General features: G+C 67.1%; 20 protein-coding genes and 1 pseudogene. 11 read left to right on the top strand and 10 right to left on the bottom strand.

Annotated elements, in window-relative coordinates:
- Positions 1–45: 45 nt before the first annotated feature.
- The 3 genes from O7608_RS31115 to O7608_RS31105 are packed head-to-tail and all read left to right on the top strand — an operon-like array spanning position 46 to position 1,297.
- Positions 46–303: a hypothetical protein gene (locus tag O7608_RS31115; protein WP_289207931.1), complete on the top strand. Its 258-nt coding sequence runs from the start codon at positions 46–48 to the stop codon at positions 301–303.
- A complete protein-coding gene (locus O7608_RS31110) occupies positions 267–557 on the top strand; it encodes a hypothetical protein (RefSeq protein ID WP_289207930.1) in 291 nt (96 codons plus the stop codon). Before O7608_RS31115 ends, O7608_RS31110 begins: the two co-directional genes overlap by 37 nt.
- Entirely contained in the window at positions 554–1,297 is a 744-nt protein-coding gene (locus tag O7608_RS31105; protein ID WP_289207929.1) for a GOLPH3/VPS74 family protein, read from the top strand. The genes O7608_RS31110 and O7608_RS31105 overlap by 4 nt, the downstream gene beginning before the upstream one ends.
- A 192-nt stretch (positions 1,298–1,489) precedes the next feature.
- Here O7608_RS31105 and O7608_RS31100 read toward each other — a convergent pair whose 3' ends face one another.
- From O7608_RS31100 to O7608_RS31085, 4 genes are all read right to left on the bottom strand, one after another.
- The gene (locus O7608_RS31100) at positions 1,490–1,750 is read right to left on the bottom strand and encodes a pentapeptide repeat-containing protein (protein ID WP_289207928.1); all 261 of its coding nucleotides are present in this window, start codon (positions 1,748–1,750) and stop codon (positions 1,490–1,492) included.
- Positions 1,751–1,823: 73 nt separating this feature from the next.
- Positions 1,824–3,077: an MFS transporter gene (locus tag O7608_RS31095; protein WP_289211111.1), complete on the bottom strand. Its 1,254-nt coding sequence runs from the start codon at positions 3,075–3,077 to the stop codon at positions 1,824–1,826.
- Positions 3,078–3,158: 81 nt separating this feature from the next.
- Entirely contained in the window at positions 3,159–4,487 is a 1,329-nt protein-coding gene (locus tag O7608_RS31090; RefSeq protein ID WP_289207927.1) for a non-ribosomal peptide synthetase, read from the bottom strand.
- Entirely contained in the window at positions 4,484–5,821 is a 1,338-nt protein-coding gene (locus O7608_RS31085; protein ID WP_289205612.1) for an IS701 family transposase, read from the bottom strand. Before O7608_RS31085 ends, O7608_RS31090 begins: the two co-directional genes overlap by 4 nt.
- A 193-nt stretch (positions 5,822–6,014) precedes the next feature.
- On the opposite strand from O7608_RS31085, the gene O7608_RS31080 reads away from it, so the two are divergent.
- Complete coding sequence (locus O7608_RS31080; RefSeq protein ID WP_289207926.1) at positions 6,015–7,403, top strand: IS701 family transposase; 1,389 nt, start codon at positions 6,015–6,017, stop codon at positions 7,401–7,403.
- A 121-nt stretch (positions 7,404–7,524) separates the two neighbouring features.
- On the opposite strand, the gene O7608_RS31075 is transcribed toward O7608_RS31080, so the two are convergent.
- Genes O7608_RS31075 through O7608_RS31065 form a run of 3 tightly spaced genes read right to left on the bottom strand, consistent with a single transcriptional unit; the run spans position 7,525 to position 9,523 of the window.
- Entirely contained in the window at positions 7,525–8,928 is a 1,404-nt protein-coding gene (locus O7608_RS31075; RefSeq protein ID WP_502959154.1) for an IS701 family transposase, read from the bottom strand.
- Between the two features lie 55 nt (positions 8,929–8,983).
- Positions 8,984–9,346 carry a hypothetical protein gene (locus O7608_RS31070; RefSeq protein WP_289207924.1) on the bottom strand — a complete coding sequence of 121 codons (363 nt, stop codon included), beginning with the start codon at positions 9,344–9,346 and terminating at the stop codon, positions 8,984–8,986.
- 3 nt (positions 9,347–9,349) lie between these two features.
- Positions 9,350–9,523 (bottom strand): hypothetical protein, encoded by a 174-nt coding sequence (locus O7608_RS31065; RefSeq protein WP_289207923.1) that lies wholly within the window; start codon positions 9,521–9,523, stop codon positions 9,350–9,352.
- A gap of 354 nt (positions 9,524–9,877) precedes the next feature.
- Between O7608_RS31065 and O7608_RS31060 the strand changes: the two genes are divergently transcribed.
- From O7608_RS31060 to O7608_RS31050, 3 genes are all read left to right on the top strand, one after another.
- A complete protein-coding gene (locus O7608_RS31060) occupies positions 9,878–10,234 on the top strand; it encodes a transposase family protein (protein WP_289207922.1) in 357 nt (118 codons plus the stop codon).
- A gap of 603 nt (positions 10,235–10,837) precedes the next feature.
- Positions 10,838–12,406, top strand: a complete 1,569-nt coding sequence (gene ltrA, locus O7608_RS31055) for a group II intron reverse transcriptase/maturase (RefSeq protein WP_289207921.1) — start codon at positions 10,838–10,840, stop codon at positions 12,404–12,406.
- Between the two features lie 10 nt (positions 12,407–12,416).
- The gene (locus O7608_RS31050) at positions 12,417–13,256 is read left to right on the top strand and encodes an ISAs1 family transposase (RefSeq protein ID WP_502959153.1); all 840 of its coding nucleotides are present in this window, start codon (positions 12,417–12,419) and stop codon (positions 13,254–13,256) included.
- On the opposite strand, the gene O7608_RS31045 is transcribed toward O7608_RS31050, so the two are convergent.
- A complete protein-coding gene (locus O7608_RS31045; RefSeq protein ID WP_289207919.1) occupies positions 13,238–14,065 on the bottom strand; it encodes a metal ABC transporter substrate-binding protein in 828 nt (275 codons plus the stop codon). The genes O7608_RS31050 and O7608_RS31045 overlap by 19 nt on opposite strands.
- A gap of 338 nt (positions 14,066–14,403) precedes the next feature.
- Between O7608_RS31045 and O7608_RS31040 the strand changes: the two genes are divergently transcribed.
- A complete protein-coding gene (locus O7608_RS31040) occupies positions 14,404–14,640 on the top strand; it encodes a GPP34 family phosphoprotein (RefSeq protein WP_289207918.1) in 237 nt (78 codons plus the stop codon).
- Between the two features lie 158 nt (positions 14,641–14,798).
- On the opposite strand, the gene O7608_RS31035 is transcribed toward O7608_RS31040, so the two are convergent.
- Positions 14,799–15,035 carry a RipA family octameric membrane protein gene (locus O7608_RS31035; protein WP_502959232.1) on the bottom strand — a complete coding sequence of 79 codons (237 nt, stop codon included), beginning with the start codon at positions 15,033–15,035 and terminating at the stop codon, positions 14,799–14,801.
- 197 nt (positions 15,036–15,232) lie between these two features.
- On the opposite strand from O7608_RS31035, the gene O7608_RS31030 reads away from it, so the two are divergent.
- A complete protein-coding gene (locus O7608_RS31030) occupies positions 15,233–15,733 on the top strand; it encodes a hypothetical protein (protein WP_289207916.1) in 501 nt (166 codons plus the stop codon).
- A gap of 191 nt (positions 15,734–15,924) precedes the next feature.
- On the opposite strand, the pseudogene O7608_RS31025 reads toward O7608_RS31030, so the two are convergent.
- A pseudogene (locus tag O7608_RS31025) lies at positions 15,925–16,361 on the bottom strand (NUDIX domain-containing protein).
- A 99-nt stretch (positions 16,362–16,460) separates the two neighbouring features.
- Between O7608_RS31025 and O7608_RS31020 the strand changes: the two are divergent.
- Positions 16,461–16,835 (top strand): hypothetical protein, encoded by a 375-nt coding sequence (locus O7608_RS31020; RefSeq protein ID WP_289207915.1) that lies wholly within the window; start codon positions 16,461–16,463, stop codon positions 16,833–16,835.
- Between the two features lie 340 nt (positions 16,836–17,175).
- A protein-coding gene (locus tag O7608_RS31015) for an IS3 family transposase (protein ID WP_421359974.1) occupies positions 17,176–18,359 on the top strand; the annotation gives its coding sequence in 2 pieces (ribosomal slippage) (positions 17,176–17,431 and positions 17,431–18,359; 1,185 coding nt in all).
- Positions 18,360–18,549 lie beyond the last annotated feature (190 nt).

The following is an 18,549-nucleotide window of genomic DNA, read 5'->3' as shown; positions in this document are numbered from 1 at the left end:
CCAGCCGGTGAACACAGTGGACGACACAGGGAGAGGGGTACGTTGATGCTGGATGTGGTGCTCGCCGCCGCGATCGCGGTGCTGGTCGGCGCGGTGGTCGGGTTCAGTTTGTGTCGGCATCGGCACCGCTGGTGTCCCGGCTGTGGCCGTACCCTGACCTGCCCGGCGTGTCCGACCGGCGGGCTGCTGCCCGCGCAGGTCGAGGCGGCCGGGCGTCGGTGGGCGCCGCAGCCGGCGCGGACCGTGACCCTGCGGCGGACCTGGGTGTGGCCCGGCCGGTCCCGGCGGCGGGCCGGGCGGTGACCGCGCGGGTGGTGGCCGTGGTCGGCCGGGTCGGGCATGTGGCGGCGCGTCCGTCGTGGCGGTGCCGGGCCTGCCGCCGGCCGTGGCCGTGCGAGCCGGCCCGCGCGGAGCTGATGGCGAGCTTCGACCGGATCGGCCGCTGCATGTACGTCGCCGTGCTCGCCGCCGAAGCCGCCCGTGACCTGCCCGGCCTGACGCCGGCACAGACGTACGCGCGGTTCATCGCGTGGGCGCGGCGGCGGGAGCCGGCATGACGGTCTACCGCACCCAGGCCACCACCGCCGCCACGGCCGCTGTCGCTTCCGGTGGTGGGGTGCCGGTGCCGGCTGCGGCGGTACGGGGCCGGTCGCCGCTGCTGGCGGACGAGTTCTTCCTGTTGGCGGCCGATGATGTGACGGGTCGGCCGCGTCTGCCGGCCGGGCCGGTCGGGTACGGTCTGGCCGCCGCCCTGCTGGCCGACCTGGTCGACGCGGGCGCGCTGCGGGTGCACGACGGCCGGTTGTGGCTGGCCGCGCGGCACGTACCGGTGGACGCGCTCGGCGGCTGGATCCTGCGCTGGCTGGCGGCGGAGCCGCGACACCGGCGGGTAGGAACGTGGTTGGCGTTGCTGGCGCCGCGGGCCCACGGCCAGGTCGCGCGGCGGCTGACCGCGGCGGGCGTGGTCCGGCCCCGGACGGTACGCCGCCGGCTGCTGACCACCGCCGTGGTCCAGGTGCCGACCGACATGAACCGGGCCGCCTGGGCCTGGGCCCGTCTGACCGTACGCCTACAGCGCGGCGAACCGTTGCCGGCGTTTGAGGCGCGGCTGGGCGGGTTGTGTCTGGTGACCGGGCTGGACGACTTCGTGCTCACCGGCCTGCCGGCGGCGGCCCGCCGGCATCTGCACCGGGAGACCGCAGCCCGGTTGCCGGCCGAGATCGCCGAACTGTTCACCATCGCCCGCCACCGCCTCGACGGCGCCGCCCACCGCCGCCACTGCGGTGAGCCGGGTTGACACAGAACGGCGGTCGGCTGAGTTGCCGATCCGGTTGAGGGCCGGCTCGCCGCTGCGGCGCGCGAGACACCTGAGTCCGGCAGGTCGTCTACCTGACCGACCGGGGGAACGGCTATATACGTTCCGAACGGCCGGCACCCTGGCGAAGGCGGTTAGGCACCTTCAGCAAACGGGCTTTTGATACCGCTCACTTCAGCAGTCATCGGCGGGCAGTCCTCGGTTGTCACCCAGGCGGGCGTCGCAGAGCTCTCGGCCGCTGACCGCACCGTTGAAGCTCGCCCCGCGTAGATCCGCTCCGGACGCATTGATCTGAAACAAGTTGGATTCGTCGAAGGATGTGTTACGGAAGTCGCCGCCGAGCAGGTCGATGCCGCGCAGATTGGAGCGGCTCAGATCCAGCCGGCGGTCTTCGCGATAGGGAACCCTGCCGAGGACTCGAATCGCCGCCTGCACGACCGGGTCGACAACGACGTCCGCCGGATCGCTCCTCGGTGGCGTGGCCGGTACTGATCCGCCGTAGGCAGTGTCACGCCGAGTCTGTAGAGTCGGCGCGGGCAGTGCGAAGCGGCGCGGAGACGAGGCCGAGTAGGCCGGTACCCATGCCCGCAAGAGCACAGATCACAACCGCAGCTGTCACACTCCAGTGCGAGGCAATGTTGCCCAGTACGTTGTTCATGACGAGCAGAGCAAGCGCTTGAAGCAGGGTCAACAGGGCTTGTATCCGGGATAGATGGGTGTCCGGTGTTTCGGCCAAGATGAGCGGAGTGATATGCGAGACGAACATGCCGTTCCCGACCCCCATGACCAGTCCTGCGCCGATAGCGACCGCGGCGCTGGGAGCCACCGCCAGCCCCAGAACTCCGACACAGGCGGTGATGAGACCCCACGTAGAGAGCAGGCCGGGACGACCGAGCGAGCCGCGGCGGACGACGGCCAAAGTGACAGCGACCATACCGATACTCTGGGAGCCCAGTATTAGGCCGGCGACTGCCACTCCCCAATGCTCCTGACGCGCCAGCAACGGGACGAGCAGGGGCAATACGGGTAGAAGGAATCCTGCGGCCGCTCCGGTCAGGAGCAATGCGGGCCGCAAAAGGGGGTCGCGAAAGCCGACTCGGACTCCGTCGAAGGCATCCTCCAACAACCCTCTACTCGACCCAACCTCGGTCCTATCCGACTGCGGCCGAATAGTGATCAGCACGACCAGCACTACCGCGAACGTCACCGCATTGACCAAAGCGGCACCGGCCAGCCCGGCCAACCCGACCAAGATTCCGCCAAGGGGGCCGCCACCCAACGCGACCAGCTGACCGCCTACCTTGCGGAGCGCCAGGGCTTGAGCGAGTTGGTTCTTGTCTACCAGACGGCGAGGCATCGAACCGGACGCAGGAAGGTAGAAGGCATCGACGATCCCGACAAAGGTGCCGGCAACGATAAGCAACCACGGCGGTGTTCCGAGGTGGAAAGCCGTTGCGGCCAGGACGACGGAGAGCACCAGCATCGTTGCGTCGCCAAGGATGAGAACCCGTCGTGCACTCATCCGATCGCCGACCGCTCCACCGAACAGGAGCAACAGCACCCGAGGTAGCGTAATCGTTGTGAGAACGAGGCCCGCGACTGCTCCCCCGTACGCGCTCGCCGACCAACCGAGCGCGAAGTAGAACAAGGAGTTCCCGACGAGTGAGGCGAGGATCCCGGCAAGCCATATCAGATACGATCTAGGTAGGCGACGTCGCTCCGAACCGCCTGTGCCTGACGGACCTTCTTTCTCAGGGGTGATTGGATTGACGTTCTGCCGTGTGTCGATGATAGCCTCCCGACTTCGTCCCGAAGTACCGGAGTGCCGGCTTGTCGTCAAGTCCTAGCGCCGCAACACTGTAGGCGCTTGTTCGCCGGCTAGCCGATCCAATGTCGTCGCTAGGGACTGGACGGTCGGCGCCGCGAAGAGCTGACGCATGGTGACCTTCACTCCGGTGGCGGAACGAAGCCTAGCAACGACCCGGGCAGCGATCAACGAGTGGCCTCCGAGCTCGAAGAAGTTTGCCTCGATGGTTTCCACTGGCTTCTCGAGGGCCTCGGACCAGATCTGGGAGATCAGGAGCTCGTTGGGGGAGGAGGGGACTGTTCCGTCCGTTGTCCGCTGATCGGCTTGACTGCCAAGCTGAGCCAGCTTCGCGTCATCCACCTTACCGGCAACCGTGAGCGGCAGTTCGCGCAGAACGATCGTTCGCGTCGGGATCATGTAGTCGGGGAGAGCGGCCTGCAACTTGGTGAGTACCTGTCCCTCGATCGAGTCCTCCACCGACTGGTCGGGGACCACGGCCAGTCCGAGGGAAGTTCCTCCGGAATCCGGAATGCCGAACGCGACCGCAGTTCGGATCCCGGGCACGGCTCGGGCGATGGCCTCGACGCCCGCAGGTTCTACTCGGTAGCCGCGGATCTTGATCTGCTGATCGGCACGCCCAACGAATTCCAACGCCCCGTCCGGCCGGGTCCGCACCAAATCACCTGTGCGATACATCCGGCTTCCGGCTCGAGTCGGATCGGGCAGGAACCGGGAAGCTGTCTGGCCCGGCTGATTTCGGTAGCCTCGGCCAACGCCGACACCCGAAATGAACAGCTCGCCAACGGATCCATTCGGAACCGGTTGGAGATCGCTGTTGAGCACTTGAAGGCGATAGTTTGGCAAAGGTCGACCGATCGTCTCCGGGTCGTCACCCGCTTCAGTGTCGGCCCACGTCGCGCAAATCGTCGTCTCAGTAGGACCGTATGCGTTGATGAAACGGCGGCCATCGGACCACCGCTGCGCGACGGCGGGAGGGCACGCTTCACCTGCGGATACGACCGTCCGCAGCCCGGCGCTCTTAGCAGGCGGCTCGTGCGCCGCCAGCAGTGACGGCGTCGCGGTAACGATATCGACAGTACCTCCAAAGAGACTGTTCAATCCGTCGCGTGGGTCGGCGAGTGCCACTCCCCGACCATGGGCCAAAGGTATGAGGGTCGACCATAGCCACCCGTCGAATGCCGGAGCCATAACGTTACCACCCTCCCTACCTTCAGCCGGAATCAGGCTCCCAAGAGCGGCGATCAGCCCGGCGACATTTCGATATGAGACCCCCACGCCTTTCGGTGTTCCTGTGGTCCCCGAGGTGTACACTAGTAGGGCAGCCGTACTTCGTGACTTGATCATGTGAGTCTGGATCGGTAGTGGTACCAGCGGGCGCGGGCTTGATGGCGGCGGCGCCACCAGGACCAGCGGAGATGGTGTTCGAGGCTGTGCCAGGCTCTGGTCGCGAGGTTGTACAGCCGTTTGATCTCGACCACGGTCAGCCGGGCGAGTCCGAGGTCGGCCGGTGGTGGTTCGCTGGGGTGGGTGGGTCGGGGTGGTGGCGTGGTCCCGGCCGCGGCGTCGGCGGCGGTGACCGCGCAGACGGCGAGCGCGGCCATGACCAGCACTATGTGCCGCATGATCGGGGTGTGGAGGCGGTTCTGGAACTGGTCGAACCCGAAGTGGTCCTTGCCGAAGCCGTGGTCCTCCTCGATCGTCCACCGCCGGCCGGTCACCCTCACCAACGCGGTCAGGGTCGCCGGAAGGCGCTCCGGTATCCAGCAGTAGAAGTAGGCCAGGTCGTCGGGGTCAGCCAGGCTCCGGCGTACGAGCAGGTAGTGGCGGGGGCTGGCGGTGGCGATCCACGCCCACGCGTACCAGCGGTCGCCTTTGGAACCCGCCCCGCAGGACATGGTCTGCCAGGCGGTGTCGGTGGTCAGGGTGGTGGCAGCGGTGTCGGCGCGGATCTTCGTCTTCCAGCCGGGCAGGGTGATCCGGAACGAGCACGGCACGCCGAGGCTGTAGCCGATTCCCCGGGTCTCGCAGGTGTCGCGTAGTCGCCGGTCCCGGCCGTAGACGGCGTCGGCGGTGCACCACCGCACGGGTACGCCGGCGTCGAGTGTCTCGGTGAGCAGGTCGGTGGCGAGTCGGGGTTTGGTCGCGAACTCGGTGTCGGCGGGGACGCCGGTGGCGGCGCGGCGGGCGTCGTCGTCGAGGTGGGCGGCGGGGATCCACAGGCGGGAGCCGACCAGGGCGTGGCCGGCGCGGGTGGCGTAGGTGGCGTTGACCAGGTTGACGGCGTTGGTGACCTTTCCCGCGCAGCCCACGTACTGGCGGGTCACGCCGCACGTGCCGGTGCCGGTCTTCTCCACGCCGCTCTCGTCGAAGATCAGCGTGTTGTCGCCGTCCGGGTCGGCCAGGCGTGCCACGGCGAAGTCACGGACCACGCCCATCGCCTTGTCGGTGTCCCAGACCGCGCGTTCGAGGAGTCGTTGCATCCGGTCGGGGGTGGTGTCCCCGGCGTGTTCGGCGAGGGTCCAGCAGTTCTTGCGTGGCAGGTCGGCGATCAGGCCACGGACGTACTTGCCGGCCTGCCGTAGTGGTTCGACCCGGGCGAAACACGCGCCGAGGTCTCCCATCAGCGTGGCGAGGTTCTCCTCGACACGACCGGCCTCTACCATGGCCGCTGCGGCCACCTCGTGATCCTTCGTTGTCCACACAACACCGGACGATCATGCGGTGGCCGTCTCCGTCGCCGCACATCCTGTCCGTCCATACCCCACCGCACCGGTCAGGTTACGAAGTACGGCTGCCCTACTAGTAGTACTTTGTTAGGTCGTTGTGGCGTGTCGCTTGTGCGGGCATCTCGGCGGTGTTTGGCTGCGGTGCGTGGATGAGCTGGATCTGGTTCGGGTACGGGCGCAGTTGGAGGACTTCGCGGCCGGGGTGTTCTCGGGAATGCGACGGTCGGACCAGCGGGCGACCGGTCTGCGGTATCTGCGTGGGCTGATGCTGGACGGCCGGCGCAAGTCGATGCAGCCCATGGCGCAGCGGCTCGGGGTCGACCACCAGCAGTTGCAGCAGTTCCTGACCTCGTCCACCTGGGACGTCGCCGGCGTGCGGCGGCGGACGGCCACGGCCGCGGTCGACCTGGTCGAACCGCGGGTGTGGGTGGTCGACGACACCGGATTCCCGATGGACGGTAGGGCCTCGGCGTGTGTGGCCCGGCAGTACTCCGGCACCCTCGGCAAGGTCGCCAACTGCCAGATCGCCGTGAGCGTCCACGCCGCGACCGACACGGCGTCGGCGGTGCTGAACTGGCGACTGTTCGTGCCGGAGTCCTGGGACGAGACCTGCGTGCCAGGCCCGGACGGCAAGCCCGAGAACACGCACGCCCGCAGGCTGCGCCAGCAACCGGTCACCCTCGACCAGGCCGGGGCGAAGAAGCCACACGCACGGGTGCGGCTGCCGCCCGCCGAGCAGATCGATCAGATCCGCAGACGCCGGGCGGCATCGAAGGTCCCCGACACCGAGCGGTACCGGCCGAAGTGGATGATGGCCCTGGAGATGCTCGACGAGCTGGCCGAGTGGGGGCTGCGTCCGCCGCTGCTGACCGCCGACGCCGGCTACGGCCAGGTCGCCGAGTTCCGTCAGGGCCTGACCGAACGCGGTATCGCCTACATCGTGGCGACCACCTCGTCCACGACCGCGCAACCCGGCGACGCCCACCCCGTGCCGGTGCCCTACGCCGGTGTCGGTAAGCACCCCGGACCGCGCTACCCCCAGCCGGCCCGCAGCCTGAAAGACCTGGCCCTCGCTCACGGCGCCGACGCCGCGCGTCTGGTGCGCTGGCGTCCCCGGCAACCCACCCGTGACCGCAGCCCGGACCGGCCCGCCGGCGAGCTGTCCGGGCACTTCCTCGCAGTACGGGTGCGTCCCGCCGGCCGGGTGATCCGACGCGGATCACAGTGCGGCGATGACGGCGTCCTGCCCGAATGCTGGCTGCTCGTGCAATGGCCTCCCGGCCACGACGAACCCAGCGACTACTGGCTGTCCGACCTGCCCACCGACACACCACTCGCCGACCTGGTCCGCCTGGCCAAGAGCCGCTGGCGCGTCGAGCACGACTACCGCGAACTCAAGACCGCCCTCGGCCTTGACCACTTCGAGGGCCGCTCCTGGATCGGCTGGCACCGCCACGTCACTCTCGCCACGGCCGCCCAACTGTTCCTCACCCGACTACGGACAGCCCGCCCAAAAGCGGCGGGGCGGACCTGAGCCTGTACACCGTCCTACGCGGACTGCAGTACCTACTCGCGACCTGGCTCGGGTTCTGCCCCCTCTGCCACCAACTGGTACCGACCTAACAAAGTACTACTAGTACGGCAGCCGCCATTTGCTAGTTGACCAGGGCGTATTCGCGGTTGAGGCGGGTGCGTTGGTGGAACCAGCGGGCGCGGGCCTGGTGTCGTCGTCGCCAGGTCAGCCAGTTGAGGGCGTGGTCGGGTGGTTGTGGGTGGTGGAGGACGTCGGCGAGAAGCCGTCCGATCTCGGGCACGGTCAGTGGGATCAGTCCGGGCTCGGCCGGTGGCGGCTGGTCGGGTGTGGCCGGTGGGGGTGCCTGGCTGTCGGTGCGGTGGCGTAACCGCGCGGCGGTGACCGCGCAGACGGCGAGAGCGGCCATGACCAGTACGGTGTGCCGGGCGATCGCGTCGTGGAGGCGGGCCTGGCACTGGTCCAGGCCGAAGTGGTCCTTGCCGAACTCGAAGCATTCCTCGACCGGCCACCGCAGCCCGGCGGCGCGGACCAGCCGCGACACGACCACCGGTTGCCCCTCGGGCACGAAGCAGTAGTGGAACGCCAGTTCGCCGGTGGCCAGGTGACGGCGCACGAGGAGGTGGTGGCGGGGTGAGGCGGTGGCGATCCATGCCCACGCGTACCAGCGGTGTCCCTTCGACCCGGCACCGGCCGAGCGGACCTGCCAGCCACGACCGCGCCTGCCGGCGAGTTCCGTAACGGCTTGCGCGCAGGTCAGCCTGTCACCGGACGGCGTCTGGATCACGCACGTCGAGGCGACCCGCAGCACGTACGCCTGCCCACGGGCTTCGAGGAACTCCCTCAGTTCGGTGCAGCCGCCGTACACCTCGTCACCGCAGATCACGTCGAAGGTCAGCTCGTCGGCGTAGGCGTGGGTGCACAGGTCGATCGCGAGTTGGCCCTTCGTGCGGAACTGCGTGTCCGTCGGCAGCCCTGTCCGCGCGGCGGTGTCCGGGTCGGTGATCTGCTCGGCGGGGATCCACCGCCGGGCTGCGACCAGGGCGTGCCCGGTCCGTTCCCGCACATAGGCCAGGTGGACCGTGTTGATGCCGTTGGCGACCCGACCGGCGCAGCCCATGTACTGCCGTTTCACCCCGGCCGTCGCCGTGCCCTGCTTCGGGTGCCCGGTCTCGTCCAACGCCCCGACCGCCAGCCCACGCCGCCGCCGACGGCCGGCAGCGGTGTCCAACCCGGCCGCCGCGTACCGCCGTACCTGGCTCGCCATACCCTCGGTGTCCCACACCGCCCTGTTCAACAACCGCTGGGTCCGGTCCGGCGTGGCATCCCCGACATGCTCGGCGATGGTCCACCCGTTGCGTTTCGGCATCCTGCTGACCAGCGCCGACACGTACCGGCCCGCGTGCAGCCACGTCCGCACTTGGACGAAACAGGACCGCGTTCGCTCCAACAGCTCGGCCCGTGCGCGCTCAGCGCGGTCGGCCGCTACCCTGGCAGCAGCAGCCGCCTTCGATCTTGTAGTCCTCACAAACACATGATCAACAGGCGGCTGCGTCTACGTTGCACCACCCTGCCAACGCGTCCTACCTGGTCACAGCCCTAATGGCGGCTGCCGTACTAGCGACACCTTCCATGCCGTAGACGGCGCCGATCTGGGTGGGCGCGTCTGGCGATCCCAGCAGCTCGATGACTTGCGCGAACCGTTCGCTGTCCTGACGGGCCTTGGTCGCGCGGTACTCGTTGATCGCCGTGACCGCGCCGACGAGCAGCAGCACCGCGACGGTCGCCTCGACCACGACGCGTCGGAGTTCGGTGGCGGCTGTGAACCGTTCGTAGGCTTTGTCGTCCGCGCCCCGGAGCCGTTGCTGTGTGTACCAGGGGATGACGGCCACGAGGATCAGTGCGACCGCGACAACTCCGATCACCGAGGTGACGACAACGGACATCGCTCAACTCCCTGCATAGCCGCATCGAAACTCGGTCGCGATGTTGCGCGCGTTCGCCCGCATGGCCTCAGGATAGTCATCGATCTTCTTGCCGTCTGGATCGGTGAGCGCGGGTCTCTCTTCCAGTGAATCGAGGAAGCCGGGTGTCTCGCCATACTCGCTGGCGAGTCTGGACAACTCGTTGCGGTCCTTGTCGCTGAGATCCTTGTCGATGGTGTAGAAGAACGCAGGCTTCGGGTCGGACCAGGGTGATTGCGTAGTCGGCCGGCAGGCCGCTGACCAGGTATTTCGTGAGCAGTTCGGCCTCTACGGAGTCGCGAGAAGCGGGTGAGGCCGCATCGGTGATCATGGAGTTGCGACGCTTCATGACTCCGAGAAAGACCCCACCCGCCGATGGCATCATCCCTCACTCCCGCACTGGCCGTAGCGGCACCCGCCTCGATCGCGGAGGCAGTGCCAGTCACCGACGGTGAACGCAGCGGTCTACTACACGCGCTGACCGCTGTTCCCGATCCACGCGACCCACGAGGCGTGCGGTACCCGCTGACCCCGCTGCTGGCGGTGGCGGTCTGTGCCGTCATGGCCGGGGCGTCATCGTTCGCCGCGATCACCGACTGGCTGCACGACCTGGACACACAAGCACAGCGGCGGCTCGGTTTCACCGCGGGGGTGCCGGTCGGCAGCACCGTCTGGCGGCTGCTGACCCGCCTCGACGACACGCTGCTCGGCACCGTCCTCGCCGGCTGGCTGAGTGCCCGCACTCCCGCCCAGGTGACCACCCCGAGGCGGTACCGCACGGTGATCGCCATCGACGGCAAGTCGTTGCGTGTGCGACACGAGGTCGCATGTGTTGAGTGGATCACGGCGGAGGAGGTGCCCTCGTGGTGACGTGATCCCCGGTCCGTGCTCGGTGGCCGGTCTCCTCCCTGGCGTGCGTCGCGGGTGACTGCGGGGTGCGGAGCCCAGGGTTCAAGCCGAAGGGTCCTCGTTCCTTCCGAGGGCTACGGGTGAGGAGAAGTACGGGCGGGCGAACGTGAGTGAACCCTTGGTTGATGCCTCGTCATCTTGAAGGTCCGGGTGGAGGGAAGCGGGACCGGGCCGAGATCAGGGACTGGCCGCTGCGAAGCGGCGGATGCCGGCGGTGGAACGCAACGCTGCTGGGGGAGCACCATCGTCCCCGGGGTACAGAGGGCGCCCTATCCGTGCGTGTCTCATGCATGCGGAACGTGGAAACCCCGTCCAGGTCCAGCTTCAGCGGCTGGTAGGCCGACCGTGAGGAAGGCGGAAGTCCTGGCCGGGAACAGGATGACCCGAGAAGCGAAGGCCGGGATGCCGAAAGGCGACGGGAAGGGCATCACAGGTGCGGCCGCCTCCTGGCCGTGTGGTGTCGAACCGACCGGATACGGGCAGCGCCGCGTCGTTGGCGCGGTGGTGCCCGGCCCGAGAGGGAGCCCACGCGGGTCAGGTGAGTCTGTGGAGATGGTGATGGGCATGACGTCAGCGCCTGCGGGGACGTTGGACGCCGCCGTTTCGGCGGTGAACGGAGCGCAGGGCTTTCCCGACGACTGGGACCAGGTGAACTGGACCCAGGCGGAGGAGGAAGTACGGCGGCTGCGCCAGCGGATCTTCACGGCGTCGCAGGCAGGAGCGCACCGCAAGGTGCGTAGTCTGCAACGGTTGATGCTGCGGTCCCGGGCAAACGCGTTACTCAGTGCGCGCCGGGTCGCGCAGGTCAACCAGGGACGAGCGACGGCAGGGGTCGACGGCCGGACCGCGCTGACCGGTCCCGAGCGGGTGGATCTCGCCCGCTGGGTGCAGCAGCGCGGGTGTCGGCCGATGGCCCGGCCCGTCCGCCGGATCTACATCCCGAAGGCCAACGGCAAACGGCGTCCGCTCGGCATCCCCGTGATCGCCGACCGGGCAGCGCAAGCCGTGGTGCTCAACGCGCTGGAGCCCGAATGGGAGGCCCGGTTCGAGTCGAGGAGCTACGGCTTCCGACCCGGCCGGGGGTGTCATGACGCGGTCGAGGCGATTTTCGCCGTCTGCAAGGGCAAGAACCCGAAGCGGGCATGGATCCTCGACGCGGACCTGACAGCGGCGTTCGACCGGATCGACCATGACCGGCTCCTGGGCCACCTGCACGGATTCCCCGCCAGGGAACCCGTCGCCCGGTGGCTCAAAGTGGGTGTGGTCGAGAACCGGCAGTACGCCCCGACCGAGGAGGGCACCCCGCAGGGCGGAGTGATCAGCCCGCTGCTGATGAACATCGCCCTGCATGGGATCGAGACAGCAGCCGGGGCCCGGCAGCAGACCACCCCGTCGCATCGGGGCTGGTCGGTGCCCGGAACCCCGGTCGTGGTCAGATACGCCGACGACCTGGTCGCGCTCTGTTCCACCCGGGAGCAGGCCGAACAGGTCAAGCAACGCCTCGTCCAGTGGCTGGCGCCGCGAGGACTGACGTTCAACGAGGACAAGACACGCATCGTGCACTTGTCCGACGGGTTCGACTTCCTCGGCTTCACCGTCCGCCACTACCGCAATCCCGGGAAACTGCTGATCACACCGTCGAAAGCGGCCGTCAAGCGGTTCCGCGCCCGGCTGCGGACCGAGGTCCGCAACCTCTACGGCGCGAACGCGATCGCCGTGATCAGCAGACTCAACCCGATCCTGCGGGGCTGGGCCGCGTACTACCGCACGGTCGTGTCCAAGAAGGTCTTCAACGACATCGACTCCACGCTCGTCTGGACGATGCTCAAGTGGGCCCGACACCGGCACGAGACGAAGTCCTACCGATGGATCGTGAACCGCTACTTCGGGCGGTTTCACCCGACCAGGCAAGACCGATGGCTCTTCGGTGACCGGGACACCGGCGCCTGCCTGACCCGCTTGTCCTGGACGCCCATCCGCCGACACCAGATGGTCAACGCCGACGCGTCTCCGGACGACCCGGCCCTGACCTACTACTGGCGACAGCGACGACGACGCCGACTGCCACCGGACACACCCGCAGCACCAGGCCCCGCGCCTTACACCCTGCGACCGCCCACGGGACTTGCTTGAGCCGGATGCGGTGGAAGTCGCACGTCCGGTTCTGAGGGGGCCCCGGCGCAGCAATGCGCCGGGGCTACCCGACGGCTCCCGCACCGGCGACGGCCGCACGGTGCATCTGCTGTCCGCCCTGGACACCACCACCGGGATCGTGATCGCCCAGGTCACCGTGGACACGAAGAGCAACGAGATCACATCGTTCGCGCCGCTGCTCGACGCCGTCGAACAGGTACTCGGCTCCCTGACCGGGGTGCTGTTCATCGCCGACGCCCTGCACACCCAGACCCGTCACGCCGACGAGGTCACCGCCCGTGGAGCACACCTGCTCGTGCAGGTGAAGGCCAACCAGCCGACCCTGTTCAAGCAACTGAAAGGACTGCCCTGGGCACGGGTCCCGGTGGGTGACCGGACTCGCGACCGTGGTCACGGCCGCCGGGAGACCCGCACCGTGAAGGCCGTCACCGTCGCGACCCCCGGTGGTATCGCCTTCCCGTACGCCCAGCAAGCCGTGTGCATCACCCGGACTCGCATCGTCGCTGGTAGAACCAGCCGGGAGACGGCCTATCTGACCGTGTCGCTGCCCGCCGGCGAAGCCCTGCCCCGCGATCTGCAGAGCTGGATACGTCGACACTGGTACATCGAGAACAAGGTCCATCACGTACGCGACGTGACGTTCCGTGAAGACCTTCACCAGGCCCGGACCGGCACCGGACCCGCCGTTCTCGCCACGTTGCGTAACACCGCGATCGGCTGGCACCGCACCACCGGGGCGACCAACATCGCCCGGGCAACCCGCCAAGCCAACCGCCGATCACACGACCTGATCACCGCCGTGACCAGCAGTTACCCGACAACGCAATAGCCCTGCGGGTCGGACCGGAAGAGTTCCTCGAGATCCTTCTCCCGTTGGCTGCGTACCTGGGGGGTTAGGTCCTTGCTCCACAGACTCGATACGGCGAACTGATGCAGGTCGTACTGCTCGGCCAGGTACATGAACGCCGGGTGCTCAGGCACGATGGACCGGCCGCTGCACCCTTTCAAGATCGGGTCGTCGAGCTCGTCGTGCAGCTTCTCGAGCGTTTCTTTGACGTCTTCGAGCCGACCCTGCATCTCCTCCCTGTACTCCGGCGCGGATGTCTTGAGTGCTTCATCCAGGGAAACTGCGGAGAGGAGTTGGTTATTCACCCATTGTGCGGCGTGTGTCATCCGCAGGGGATCCATCCAGAAATGCGGGTCCAAGCCGTCGGCGACCAGGTCTTCCGCCAGCTCAGGTGGGCCTGGTTTCAGGTCGAGCTTTTTGAGCTCGGAGATATCGTAGAGGCGCGCTTCTGGGTTCTTTTGTTGCCAGTCAGTGAGCGTCTTGCGCAGGTCAGAGGACATGTTGCCAGCGAATAGGTTTGCGTCAGCCTGCCGGATCAGCTCCTTGTCTGGCTCGGACAGTTGGGTCTCGTGGTCGGCTTCGTCGCCGTGCTCGTGCGGCTCTGCCTCAATCGACTGTACGGAGACGACATCGCCGCCGATCTGCTCGGCCAACCAGTGAATTGGGAAGATGTTGACGACGACATCGAGCTGGTGTCGCGGTGGAGGTGGTTCATTTTCGTCCACGCAACCGCCGACTACGGCCAGCACGCTCAGCAGTGCCAGCACGGCTGCCGGTCGCCAGCGCGCCATCGCAGTCCTCCTTGTCTGGGGGGCCGTGGGCCACTACGTTACGGCTAACCGAAATGACTATCAGTTGTACGAACGGATGATCGCGCGTCCTCGATCAGATAGCTGCTGTGGGCCAGTCCAGTTGCAGCCCAGCTCAGAGGCTCGAATCGCACCCTGGCGGAGCACTTGGGCGGCTGACTGTCAAGAACCGGACTCCGTCTGGAGGTGCACCGACCCATCCTGATTCACCTGGTGCGCGCGCGGCAGCGGAGCTGCATCCTGGCGACAACTTCGTGGCGGTGTCGGGCCTGCCGCCGGCCGTGGCCGTGCGAGCCGGCCCTCGCGGAGCTGATGGTCATGTGCCGGTGGACGCGCTCGGCGGCTGGATCCTGCGCTGGCTGGAGGCGGAGCCGCTACGCCGGCGGGTAGGAACGTGGTTGGCATTGTTGGCGCCGCGGGCTCACGGCCAGGTCGCGCACCGTTTGGCGGCGGCGGGGGTGGTCCGGCCGCGGATGGTACGCCGCCGGCTGCTGACCACCGCCGTGGTCCATGTGCCGGCGGACATGAACCGGGCCGCCTGGGCCTGGCCCGGCTGACCGTACGCCTACAGCGCGGTGAGCCGTTGCCTGCCTTTGAGGCGCGGCTGGGCGGGTTGTGTCTGGTGACCGGGCAGGGGAATGCCTCTGCTGAGGGTGCGCAAGGGACCTAAATGGCGCTCCTCTAGCTTGCGTGCCGCGAACAGCCAGTAGAAGAATTAGCGAAAGCCGATGTCGTTGACCAGCCACCAGACGACACACAGCGTGAGTCCGACCAGCGAGAGGCCGACCAAAGTGATGGTTCTCGTTGGCTGCTGTGCGCCGGATGTCAGCCCGATTGCCGTCAGGATGATCGTATGCGCGAGGGCCATCAGCCCGTAACGTGCCCACACCAGGTTGCCCTCAACTGCCATCAAAGAAACCGCTGCTTGATAGCCGACGCGGGCGTTCTCCAGCTCGACTGTACTGGCTTCTGTGCTCTGCGGCGCCGGTCACGGTTTGTGATCAACAGCCATGTGCGCATCGTACGATAGACGTGCAAGAAGGTATCGTCGTAAGTTGATCATGTGCCGAGGCCTGCTACCAGGGTGTTTGTCGCTTGGTGTGATGATCCGGGTGTTGAGAGGTCCAACCTGGTCACTGGATCGGAGCAATGATGGAAGACAATCACGAGGTGACACCGGGTCAGCCGTTCCCGCTCGGCCAAGGCGATCTGAATATCGTCTACCAGGAGTTGTGTGCTCACACGAGAGCGACTGACGAGATCAGCCTCAAGCTCATGACGGCGATTCCGTTAGTGACCGGAATCGGGATCGTCCTGCTGATGCGCTCGCCCGCGACGGCGGTTCCTCAAGTTGCGGTTGTGCTTCTGAGTCTTTTCGCGGCACTCGTTACCTTCGCGATCTACCGGTGGGAACGCAAGAACATGGAGAACTGTCGGCACTTCCGACAATGGGCGGCCTTCCTGGAACAAGACTATTACGGACTGCGCCAGATCGAGGCCGGCTCGGCCCCCAGCGTGCTTCCGCACGGCCGGATTCCGCCACCGCGTCGTTTCGGCCTGGCGTGGACAAAAACCGAGGCTCTCCGGCTGCTGTACGGTGTGGCCGTTCTCGGCTGGCTCTCGACTGGCCTTTATGTCACGGTGGCCTGAACCGGCAAGCTATCCCGAGCACGTTTAGCCAGGCGTTTCGCCGATACCTGGGGAAGTTCGACCGGATCGATAGCTTCGAGGGGTTCTATGCGGCGATCGACGATCTGCTCGCGGTGCCGGGCATCCACGCGCGCCTCCTGACGAACGGAGCCCAGCCGGGGCAGCGATCCACCCGGCCGCCCGCCATCGGGTCAACCGGCGGTGATCAGCTCGCGGTACAGCGGGGAGTCCAGGAAGCGCGGGACGATTTCGCCGTACGCCCGTCCGAACTCCAGAGTGCGCACGGACGGTGCCGGCCACGAACCGCATCGCGGCACCCTCCCCGCACACCACATCCTCGTCCGTGGCGTCGGTCGGCGCGTAGAAGATCGAGAACTCGCCGACCGCGCCGGGGAACTTCGCCGATGGGGCGAGTCCCTGCCAGAACAGGCGCAGCTCCGGCTCCGTGAGGCCGGTCTCCTCCAGCAACTCTCGGTGAGCGGCAGTCAGTGGATCCTCGCCCGGATCGACGTTCCCGCCCGGCAGACACCAGCGGTACGGGTCGACGCGGGTGTTGCCGGTCACGGAGCTGCAACAACAACCGACCTGCCGGATCGACCAGGATCACGGCGGCGATCCGAGCATCCACTCGTACGGCCACCCGAGCAGCGTACTGCTGCCCGCCGCAGGGTGCCGTCGATCCGTAGAGCTGCCGGTCGGCTGGATACGGTGCTGCCATGACGGAGGAATGGTCGCTGACGAGATGAGCGAGGCTGGCATCGTGGAGGATTCGCCGGACCTGACCGTCGCCGACGTCCGTGAGGCGGCGCGCCCCTCGGCCGATTCCGGCCCGACCGGCCAGCGAACGCTTACTGCACGTGCGGCCGGTCGGAGCGGGCGTGACGACATATCCGAACGCGTCGAAGAGTTGCTGCGTAACGAAATCGGTGGTCCGGCGTCGCGAGATCGTGAAGCCTGTACGGGTGAGTTGGGTGGCGAACCTGATGATTCAGGTTCCGACAGTGGCAGAGCCGCCCGCCAATCTGAGCGGTTCGCGGCTGATCCAGCTCAGGCGCGCGGAGCGCCGGACCGCACCGAGGAGGTCCCCGACGGCCGTGGATGAAGGTCTGGACCGGGCAGAGGAACTGGTCCTCTGCCCCTTGGAGGATTCGCCGCTTCCCCTGTGGGAGCTCGGTTGGGACGAGGCCGAGTCAGCGATCTGGTTGGCTGGATTCCTCGGGCCGGGCCTGGTCTCGTTGGTGGCCCGAGGTCTCGTCGAGGTGCGCCGATTTGACGGCTGGCCAGCCGAATGGGATCACGGCACCCCTGTAGCAGGCGACGAACTCCTGCACGAGAGTGGGCGCGCTGAAGTATGGCGCGACGACGGAGGTGAGGTGCCCCGAGGATTCCGGACAGGGAGCCAATAAGGTTACCCTGTAAGGAAAGTCGAGGGAAGAAGCGCGATGGCACGCATAAGCTCATACACCCCAGAGTTCCGTGAAGAAGCAGTGCAACTCGTTCTACAGTCGAACAAGCCAGTGTCGCAGGTTGCCCGGGAGATCGACGTTCACCCGGAGACGCTCCGTTCCTGGGTCCGCCAGTACCGGCGGGAAAACAGCGGCGCCCAGGACAGCCCACCGATCGGCGTCGACGAGCGCGCTCGACTGAAGGAACTCGAACGTCGCAACCGGGAACTCGAAATGGAGAACAGCTTCCTGAAAAAAGCCGCGGCGTACTTCGCGAAGGACCCTCGGTAACGAGCTTGTACGAGTTCATCGAGACGATGCGACTCGACACCGCGAAGTACGCCTACCCCGTCGACTTCATGTGCGAACAACTCGGCGTGTCCAGGTCCGGATACTACGAATGGCGAACCCGCCCCGACTCCGCGACCGCCACCCGCCGCGCCCACCTTCGATCGGCCATCGAGGAGGTGTTCGCCGCGTCCGACGGCACCTACGGGCATCGACGTGTCCACGCGCAACTGCGGCGCCAGGGCGTGTCCGCCGGGCCGGAACTCGTCCGCCAGCTGATGCGCGAGCTCGGGCTCGTGCCGTGCCAGCCCCGCCCGAGGCGGTGGGGTCTCACCCAGTCGTCGTCCGGCACGGTGCCTGACCTCGTCGGCCGGGAGTTCACCGCCGACGCGCCTGGCGAGAAGCTCGTCGGCGACATCACGTACATCCCGACCGGCGAGGGGTGGCTGTATCTGGCGACCGTCATCGACTGCTGCACGAAGGAAGTCATCGGATACGCGATGGACGACCACTACCAGACGCCGTTGATATCCCGCGCCATCCGTAACGCCGCCCGGAATCGCGAACTCAGGAAGAACGCCATCTTTCATTCGGACCGGGGCAGCAACTACATGTCGGACGACTACGGCAGAACGCTGCGGGATCTGAGGTTGCGGCGATCTGCTGGCCGGACCGGAACTTGTTTCGACAATGCGATGGCGGAATCGTTCTTCGGTGCGCTGAAGAACGAACGCGTGTCGCGTGTGAAGTATCCCACTCGTGAGGCGGCACGCCGGGACGTTACTGCCTACATCGAATTCTGGTACAATCGTCAGCGTCTGCATTCAGCGGTGGGCTACCGACCTCCCCGGGAAGTCCACGCAGAGTTCGAGAACCTTCAAATCGCGGCGTGAAAGAACCGGCCGAACCACTGTCCGGAAAACGCGAGGCCCCTCAAGGTCACAACGTGCTCGTGGCCCGCATCACGAGAGCCGGCGTCAGGCTTCTGTGACCCTGGCTGTCTCCGGAACCGGTTCCTGTCTCCAGCTCAGCCAGGAGAACGGGTAGCCCTCGCATCCGCCACGGGAGCGGTGTGCCGCGCGG

The sequence above is a fragment of the Solwaraspora sp. WMMA2056 genome, from assembly GCF_030345095.1.
Classification (GTDB): Bacteria; Actinomycetota; Actinomycetes; order Mycobacteriales; family Micromonosporaceae; genus Micromonospora_E.
The sequence above is the reverse complement of the archived record's forward strand: the minus strand, read 5'-3'. Positions and strand labels throughout refer to the sequence as shown.

What these genes read in the sequence shown, in the direction of transcription:
- O7608_RS31115 (WP_289207931.1), top strand. Translation starts at nt 46, where the DNA reads ATGCTGGATGTGGTGCTCGCCGCCGCGATCGCGGTGCTGGTCGGCGCG.
- O7608_RS31070 (WP_289207924.1), bottom strand. Translation starts at nt 9,346, where the DNA reads ATGTCCGTTGTCGTCACCTCGGTGATCGGAGTTGTCGCGGTCGCACTG.
- O7608_RS31020 (WP_289207915.1), top strand. Translation starts at nt 16,461, where the DNA reads ATGGTCGCTGACGAGATGAGCGAGGCTGGCATCGTGGAGGATTCGCCG.
- ltrA (WP_289207921.1), top strand. Translation starts at nt 10,838, where the DNA reads ATGACGTCAGCGCCTGCGGGGACGTTGGACGCCGCCGTTTCGGCGGTG.
- O7608_RS31105 (WP_289207929.1), top strand. Translation starts at nt 554, where the DNA reads ATGACGGTCTACCGCACCCAGGCCACCACCGCCGCCACGGCCGCTGTC.
- O7608_RS31045 (WP_289207919.1), bottom strand. Translation starts at nt 14,065, where the DNA reads ATGGCGCGCTGGCGACCGGCAGCCGTGCTGGCACTGCTGAGCGTGCTG.
- O7608_RS31090 (WP_289207927.1), bottom strand. Translation starts at nt 4,487, where the DNA reads ATGATCAAGTCACGAAGTACGGCTGCCCTACTAGTGTACACCTCGGGG.
- O7608_RS31030 (WP_289207916.1), top strand. Translation starts at nt 15,233, where the DNA reads ATGATGGAAGACAATCACGAGGTGACACCGGGTCAGCCGTTCCCGCTC.